The sequence below is a fragment of the Streptomyces sp. genome (genome assembly GCF_031178505.1).
Lineage (GTDB): Bacteria > Actinomycetota > Actinomycetes > Streptomycetales > Streptomycetaceae > Streptomyces > Streptomyces gulbargensis.
On sequence record NZ_JAPSIW010001040.1, the window covers coordinates 1 to 1,666 of the forward strand.

At 71.3% G+C, this 1,666-nt stretch carries 1 protein-coding gene; it reads right to left on the reverse strand.

Translation table 11 applies throughout. From position 1 onward, the window contains the following. A partial coding sequence (locus tag RIF68_RS36020; protein WP_309055868.1) for a Clp protease N-terminal domain-containing protein occupies positions 1-1,666 on the reverse strand: 1,666 nt, incomplete at both ends.

Here is a 1,666-nt window from a genome sequence, read left to right on the forward strand (position 1 = left end):
GCGCGGGTGCGGCGCACGGCGTCGGAGACGGCCCGTACGGCCTCGCTCTGGCCGATCAGCCGCTTGCCGAGCTCGTCCTCCATGCGCAGGAGCTTCTGCGTCTCGCCCTCCAGGAGACGGCCCGCGGGGATACCGGTCCAGGCGCCCACCACGTCCGCGATGTCGTCCGGGCCGACCTCCTCCTTGACCATGGTGTCCTTCGACGCCTCCTGCTGGGCCTCGGCCTCGCTGGCCTCCTCCAGCTCCCGCTCCAGGGCGGGGATCTCGCCGTACAGCAGCTTGGAGGCGGTGTCGAAGTCGCCGTCGCGCTGGGCGCGCTCGGCGCGGCCCCGGGCCTCGTCCAGCCGCTCCTTCAGCTCACCGACCCGGTTGAGGGACTGCTTCTCCTTCTCCCAGCGGGCGGTCAGGCCGCGCAGCTCCTCCTCGCGGTCGGCGAGGTCGCGGCGCAGCTTCTCCAGGCGCTGCTTGCTGCCCTCGTCCGTCTCGTTCTTCAGGGCCAGCTCCTCCATGCGGAGCCGGTCGACCGAGCGCTGCAGCTCGTCGATCTCGACGGGCGAGGAGTCGATCTCCATACGGAGCCGGGAGGCGGCCTCGTCCACCAGGTCGATGGCCTTGTCCGGCAGGAAGCGGGAGGTGATGTACCGGTCGGAGAGGGTCGCGGCGGCCACCAGGGCGGAGTCGTTGATCTGCACCTTGTGGTGGGCCTCGTACCGGCCCTTGAGACCGCGCAGGATCGCGATGGTGTCCTCGACCGAGGGCTCGGCCACCAGGACCTGCTGGAAGCGGCGCTCCAGGGCGGGGTCCTTCTCGATCCGCTCGCGGTACTCGTCGAGCGTGGTCGCGCCGACCATGCGCAGCTCGCCGCGGGCCAGCATCGGCTTCAGCATGTTGCCGGCGTCCATGGCGGAGTCGCCGCCGGCGCCCGCGCCGACGACCGTGTGCAGCTCGTCGATGAAGGTGATGATCTGGCCGTCGCTCTCCTTGATCTCGGAGAGGACCGTCTTCAGGCGCTCCTCGAACTCGCCGCGGTACTTGGCGCCCGCGACCATCGCGCCGAGGTCCAGGGAGACCAGCCGCTTGTTCTTCAGCGACTCGGGCACGTCGCCCTTGACGATGCGCTGGGCGAGGCCCTCGACGACGGCGGTCTTGCCGACGCCGGGCTCACCGATGAGGACGGGGTTGTTCTTGGTGCGGCGGGACAGCACCTGGACGACCCGCCGGATCTCGTGGTCGCGGCCGATGACCGGGTCGAGCCGGCCCTCGCGCGCGGCGGCCGTGAAGTCCGTACCGAACTTCTCCAGCGCCTTGTACTGCCCCTCCGGGTCGGGAGTGGTCACCCGGCGTCCTCCCCTGGTCTTCTCGAACGCGTCGAGCAGCTTGGACGCGCTCGCGCCCTGCCGGTCGAGGATCTCACCCGCCGGCCCGCCCTTGGCGGCGATGCCGATGAGCAGGTGCTCCGTCGACAGGTAGTCGTCCCCGAGCTCCTTGGCCCGCCGGTCGGCGTCGGCGATGACGGCCAGGAAGTCGCGGTTGGGCTGCGGAGGCGCGACCGTGGACCCGGTGACGCTGGGCTGGGCGGCGAGAAGCCGCTCGGTGCCCGCGCGGACGGCGGCCTGGTCGGCCTCGACGGCGGCCAGCAGGTCGGTGATGTTCTCGTTGTCCTGAC